General features: G+C 67.4%; 6 protein-coding genes. 5 read left to right on the top strand and 1 reads right to left on the bottom strand.

Annotated features, from left to right (window positions below; translation table 11 throughout):
• Positions 1-47 precede the first annotated feature (47 nt).
• The 4 genes from VN856_RS03065 to VN856_RS03050 are packed head-to-tail and all read left to right on the top strand — an operon-like array spanning position 48 to position 4,814.
• Positions 48-398, top strand: coding sequence for a VOC family protein (locus VN856_RS03065; protein WP_325686027.1), 351 nt, complete (start codon positions 48-50; stop codon positions 396-398).
• A 25-nt stretch (positions 399-423) separates the two neighbouring features.
• Positions 424-2,718: a phosphoribosylformylglycinamidine synthase subunit PurL gene (gene purL / locus VN856_RS03060; RefSeq protein ID WP_325686023.1), complete on the top strand. Its 2,295-nt coding sequence runs from the start codon at positions 424-426 to the stop codon at positions 2,716-2,718.
• The gene (locus VN856_RS03055; RefSeq protein ID WP_325686021.1) at positions 2,715-4,418 is read left to right on the top strand and encodes an alpha/beta hydrolase; all 1,704 of its coding nucleotides are present in this window, start codon (positions 2,715-2,717) and stop codon (positions 4,416-4,418) included. The genes purL and VN856_RS03055 overlap by 4 nt, the downstream gene beginning before the upstream one ends.
• Positions 4,419-4,421: 3 nt before the next feature.
• The gene (locus VN856_RS03050; RefSeq protein WP_325686019.1) at positions 4,422-4,814 is read left to right on the top strand and encodes a sterol carrier family protein; all 393 of its coding nucleotides are present in this window, start codon (positions 4,422-4,424) and stop codon (positions 4,812-4,814) included.
• On the opposite strand, the gene VN856_RS03045 is transcribed toward VN856_RS03050, so the two are convergent.
• Positions 4,811-5,410: a TetR/AcrR family transcriptional regulator gene (locus VN856_RS03045; protein WP_325686017.1), complete on the bottom strand. Its 600-nt coding sequence runs from the start codon at positions 5,408-5,410 to the stop codon at positions 4,811-4,813. The two genes, VN856_RS03050 and VN856_RS03045, sit on opposite strands and share 4 nt — an antisense overlap.
• An 84-nt stretch (positions 5,411-5,494) precedes the next feature.
• Here VN856_RS03045 and VN856_RS03040 point away from each other — a divergent pair.
• Positions 5,495-5,668: NAD(P)-binding protein (locus VN856_RS03040; protein WP_325686025.1), on the top strand; the 174-nt coding region annotated here is incomplete at its 3' end.

Raw genomic sequence — 5,668 nt, 5'->3', positions numbered from 1 at the left:
GCACAATTACCTCGGAGGTCATCGCCATCGGTAATAAGGTCATGGGTATGGCACTCAACGTGGAGATGGTCACCTTCGACTGCGTCGACCCCGCGCCACTCGCGGAGTGGTGGGCCACGCAATTCGAAGGTGAGACACAAGAACTGATACCCGGCGAATTCATCGCGGTCATCAGGGCCGACGGCCCCCGGCTGGGCTTCCAGAAGGTGGACGATCCCACGCCCGGCAAGAACCGGGTGCATCTGGATTTCGGCGCCGCCGATGTCGACGCCGAGGTGAGCCGGCTCACGTCGGCGGGAGCGACCGAGGTCGGTCGACACAGCATCGGCGACAGCTTCCGCTGGGTGGTGCTTGCCGACCCCGCGGGCAACGCCTTCTGCGTCGCCGGCACGGGGTAGCCGCCGCGCCACCTAGACTGTTCCCGTGACGTCTGGGCTCACTCACGCGACCGATACCGTCGAGCGGGCCGCGGCCACCCCTGATCAGCCGCAACCATTCCGCGAACTCGGTCTCAAAGACGACGAATACCAGCGGATCCGCGACATCCTGGGACGCCGCCCGACCGACGCCGAGCTGGCTATGTACTCGGTGATGTGGAGCGAACACTGCTCCTACAAATCGTCCAAGGTGCACCTGCGGTACTTCGGCGAGACCACCACCGACGAGATGCGGGCGGGCATGCTGGCCGGCATCGGCGAGAACGCCGGCGTGGTCGACATCGGCGACGGCTGGGCCGTCACTTTCAAAGTCGAGTCGCACAACCACCCGTCCTACGTCGAGCCCTACCAGGGTGCGGCCACCGGTGTCGGCGGCATCGTCCGCGACATCATGGCGATGGGCGCCCGGCCGGTCGCGGTGATGGATCAGTTACGGTTCGGCGCCGCGGACGCCCCGGACACCCGCCGCGTGCTCGACGGTGTGGTGCGGGGCATCGGCGGCTACGGCAACTCGCTGGGCTTGCCCAACATCGGCGGCGAAACCGTTTTCGATGCGTGCTACGCCGGCAACCCCCTGGTGAATGCGCTCTGCGTCGGCGTGCTGCGTAAGGAAGATCTTCATCTGGCCTTCGCGTCGGGCGCCGGCAACAAGATCATCCTGTTCGGCGCGCGGACCGGACTCGACGGCATCGGTGGGGTATCGGTACTGGCGTCGGAAACCTTCGGCGGCGACGAGTCGGGGTCGGGTCGTAAGAAGTTGCCCTCGGTGCAGGTCGGCGACCCATTCACCGAGAAGGTGCTCATCGAGTGCTGCCTCGAGCTGTATGCCGCGGGGCTGGTGATCGGCATCCAGGACCTCGGCGGTGCCGGATTATCCTGCGCCACATCGGAACTCGCATCGGCGGGCGATGGCGGAATGGCGATCGAACTGGAAACGGTGCCGCTGCGGGCCAAGGACATGACGCCCGCCGAGATTCTGTCCAGCGAGTCGCAAGAACGCATGTGTGCTGTGGTCGCGCCGGAGAACGTGGAAGCCTTCATGGCGGTCTGCCGCAAATGGGAGGTGCTGGCCACCACGATCGGCGAGGTCACCGACGGTGACAGGCTGCAAATCACTTGGCACGGTGAGACGGTCGTCGACGTGCCGCCGCGCACCGTGGCCCACGAGGGGCCGGTGTACCAGCGTCCCGTCGCTCGTCCGGACTCGCAGGATGCGCTCAACGCCGACACCTCGGCCGGCCTGAAGCGACCGGCCACCGGCGACGAATTGCGCGCGACTTTGCTTGCGCTGCTGGGCAGTCCGCACCTGTGCAGTCGCGCGTTCATCACCGAGCAGTACGACCGCTATGTGCGCGGCAACACCGTGCTGGCCGACCATGCCGACGGCGGCGTGCTGCGCGTCGACGAGACCACCGGCCGCGGTATCGCGGTGTCGACCGACGCGTCGGGCCGTTACACGCAGCTCGACCCCTACACCGGTGCACAGCTCGCGCTGGCCGAGGCGTACCGCAACGTCGCCGTCACCGGTGCAACCCCAGTCGCGGTGACGAACTGCCTCAACTTCGGCTCGCCGGAGGATCCGGGCGTGATGTGGCAGTTCTCCCAGGCCGTCCGCGGTTTGGCGGATGGCTGTGCGGCGCTGGGTATTCCGGTGACCGGCGGCAACGTCAGCTTCTACAACCAGACCGGAACGACGGCGATCATGCCCACCCCGGTCGTCGGCGTCCTGGGTGTGATCGACGACGTCACCCGCCGCATTCCGACCGCCATGGGCACCGAACCCGGCGAGACGCTGATCCTGCTCGGCGACACCCGGGACGAGTTCGACGGCTCGATCTGGGCGCAGGTCACCGCCGACCATCTGGGCGGCTTGCCGCCCGCAGTAGACCTGGCCCGGGAAAGACTATTGGCCGACGTGCTGAGTGCGGCCTCTCGCGACGGGCTGGTGTCCGCGGCCCACGACTTGTCCGAGGGCGGTCTGGCGCAGGCCGTCGTCGAATCGGCGCTCGCCGGCGAAACCGGTTGTCGCATCGTGCTTCCCAAAGGCGCCGACCCGTTCGTGACGTTGTTCTCCGAATCTGCGGGCCGGGTACTGGTGGCGGTGCCGCGTACCGAGGAGAGCCGTTTCACCTCGATGTGTGAGGCGCGCGGCCTGCCGGCCACCCGTATCGGTGTCGTCGATCAGGCTTCGGACGCGGTGGAGGTGCAGGGCCTGTTCACCGTGCCACTGGCGGAGTTGCGCAGCACATCCGAAGGGGTGCTGGCCGCGCTGCTGCGATGAGTCCCGAGTCCGAGGCTCGTGGACGGCATCCGTTGCTGGTGTGGGCATGGAGCCTGCTGCGGCTGAAATTCGTCGGTGTGGCGTTCGGCGCGCTGTTCTTCTGCTTGTCGTTGACGCCGTCGCTGGTGCCGCGAGACTGGTTGTTCCAAGGGCTGATTGGTGGCGTGAACGCCGCATTCGGTTACGGCTTGGGCGTGGTGCTCGGCAAGGTGGTCTACCGCCTTCTGCTACGAGGTGCCCGCTGGTGGCCGCCTCCGGCGCGGGTGCTGTTCTGGATGAAGGCGGCGGTCGTGGTGATCGCACCGACGGCCTGCGTGCTGATGCTGATTCCGGCCGCGGCCTGGCAGCGGCAATTGTCCGCGCTGATGGGCATCGAGGGGCCGACGAACCCGGGTTACCTACGCACGTTGATCGTCGCCGCGGTTGTCTGCGCGCTGATGGTGTCGGCGTTCCGGGTGCTCATCGACGCCGTCAGGCTGCTCGCCCGGATGCTGATCCGGCGTTGGCATGTGCACGACGAGGTGGCGCTGTTCATCGGCACGGCAATCGTTGTGGCGCTGCTGATCACGTTGTTCGACGGTGTGCTGGTGCGCGGCTTCTTCGCCGGCGCCAACGCGATCTTCCAGCCACGGGACAGCGCCACCCCCGCGGGTGTATCACAACCACGGCTGGCGGAAAAATCAGGTAGCCCAACATCATTGGCGCCGTGGAACACCTTGGGATACCAGGGCCGCACGTTTGTCGGCACCGGCCCGCACGCGGCCGAACTGAGCAAGCTCAACGGCAGGCCGGCCAAGGAGCCGATCCGGGTGTACGCCGGGCTGCACACCGCCCCTGATGACCAAGGCCGGTTGGACGTCATCGTCGATGAGCTCGAGCGCACGGGGGCATTCAGCCGCAAGGTTCTGGTGATCGCGCCGACCACCGGCACCGGCTGGATCGACCCGGTGGCCGCGAGCTCGCTGGAGATGATGTACGACGGCGACACCGCGATCGTCGGTCTGCAGTACTCCTACCTGCCGAGCTGGATTTCGTTTCTGGCCGACCGGCAGAAGTCGATGGACTCTGGCCGGATGTTGATCAACGCCGTCCACGACCGCTGGGCGAAACTGCCGTCCGACCACCGGCCGAAGCTGGTGCTCTACGGCGAGAGCCTGGGTTCCCTGGCTGGCCAGGCCGCATTCGGGTGGCTGCCCGACATTGGCCGGATGGGCTTCAACGCGGTGCTCTGGGTTGGGCCGCCGCAGGAGAGCTCGCTGTGGCACGCGCTGCTTGTGCGGCGCGACCCGGGCTCCACCGAAGTGCAGCCGCGCTACGACAGCGGCCGAACCGTGCGGTTCTCCGAAGCCATCGACCCCGTCGACGTCGACCGTGTCGGGGGACCGCCGTGGGCGGGCACCCGGGTGCTGTTTCTGCAGCACCCGTCCGACCCGGTGGTCTGGTGGTCGCCCGACCTGTTGTTCAGTCGGCCCGGTTGGCTCGTCGAGCCGCGCGGCCGCGATCGCAGTGCGGCCATGCAATGGAGCCCGGTGGTGACGTTTTGGCAGGTCAGCGCTGACCTGACCAACGCCGAGGGGGTGCCTGGCGGGCACGGACACAACTACAGCAACGACATCCTCGACGGTTGGGCCGCAGTAGCGCCACCGGATGGCTGGACCGCGGCCGACACCGCGCGCATCCGTGCCGCGCTGAAGAGCTGAGCCATGGCCGCCCGTCAGAACGCCGATCCGGCCAAGACCCGCGACGCCGTCCACGCCGTCGAGGGCTGGCTGCGCGATGATGCCCAACCGTCGCCGGGTCGGGCGGAGCTGGCGGCCGCGGTCCGGCTCACCGCACGCACGCTGGCCGCCGAAGCGCCCGGCGCCAGCGTCGAGGTCCGGATTCCGCCGTTCGTTGCGGTGCAGTGCATTTCCGGGCTGAGGCATACCCGCGGCACGCCGCCCAACGTCGTCGAGACCGATCCGCGCACCTGGCTGCTGCTGGCCACCGGGCTGCTCAGGGTGGAGGACGCCGCCGCCTCCGGGGCGCTTCGCCTGTCCGGATCGCGGGCCGGCGAGATCGCCGGCTGGCTGCCGGTTGTCAGGCTGAGCGGTTAGGTCAGCGGCGCAAATCCAGAACGCACCAAATCGACACTCGTAGCAACGAGTTCGCCCAGGTCGCCGGTACACCCGTCGTCGCCCCATTCCTGGACCGCCACCACAAGAGCCGCGGCCAGCGTGGCTCCCGCAACCTCGGCGATGAGGTCGAGGTTGGGAACTCCCGCGAAGCGGGTCTTGACGAAGTCCGTCAGCACCTCGGCGAAGGACGACTGTACGACGCGCAGATGCGCGGCGATGCGCTCGGCGGATATCAACGTCGAACGGGCCAGCGCGGCTTGGCGAACCACCTCCACGTCGTGCGGAAAACTGGCCACGCTGGCTAACACGGCATCGAAGAGCGACTCCGAGGCGGGTCGTTGCGCCAACGCCTCAGCCAGCCATTCCAGGTGGGTGTCGTAATCCTGGAACAGAACGGCTTCCTTGCTGGGGAAGTGCCGGAAGAAAGTCCGCTCGGTGACGCCGGCTTCGGTGGCCAGCTGGGTCACCGTCACATTGGCGAACCCCTTGCTGGCGAACTGCGCCAGCGCCACCCGGCGTAACGCCGCATGCGTGGATCGCCGGCGCAGCGCATGAAGGTTGGTCGGCTCTGTCATCGCGCCAGATGCTATCTCGAATTTCCCTAATACGTCAGCGCTGACATCTTCCCAATGTGTCAGTACTGACATATTCTGCCAGCCATGACTGACTTTGACGCGATCGTTGTCGGCGCTGGGCACAACGGCCTGACGGCGGCAGCCATCCTGCAGGGTGCGGGCCTGCGCACGCTCTGCCTGGAGGCCAACACCTACTGCGGTGGAATGGCCGCGACGGTCGAGCTCATCGACGGATTCCGCTACGAGATCGCGGGATCG

This window comes from Mycobacterium sp., from assembly GCF_035603715.1.
In the GTDB taxonomy this organism is placed as follows: Bacteria; Actinomycetota; Actinomycetes; order Mycobacteriales; family Mycobacteriaceae; genus Mycobacterium.
This window is presented reverse-complemented; position numbering and strand designations above follow the sequence as displayed.

Bases quoted from the DNA above. Each gene is read 5' to 3' on its own strand.
- VN856_RS03065 (WP_325686027.1), top strand. From the start codon at position 48: ATGGCACTCAACGTGGAGATGGTCACCTTCGACTGCGTCGACCCCGCG.
- VN856_RS03055 (WP_325686021.1), top strand. From the start codon at position 2,715: ATGAGTCCCGAGTCCGAGGCTCGTGGACGGCATCCGTTGCTGGTGTGG.
- VN856_RS03050 (WP_325686019.1), top strand. From the start codon at position 4,422: ATGGCCGCCCGTCAGAACGCCGATCCGGCCAAGACCCGCGACGCCGTC.
- VN856_RS03045 (WP_325686017.1), bottom strand. From the start codon at position 5,410: ATGACAGAGCCGACCAACCTTCATGCGCTGCGCCGGCGATCCACGCAT.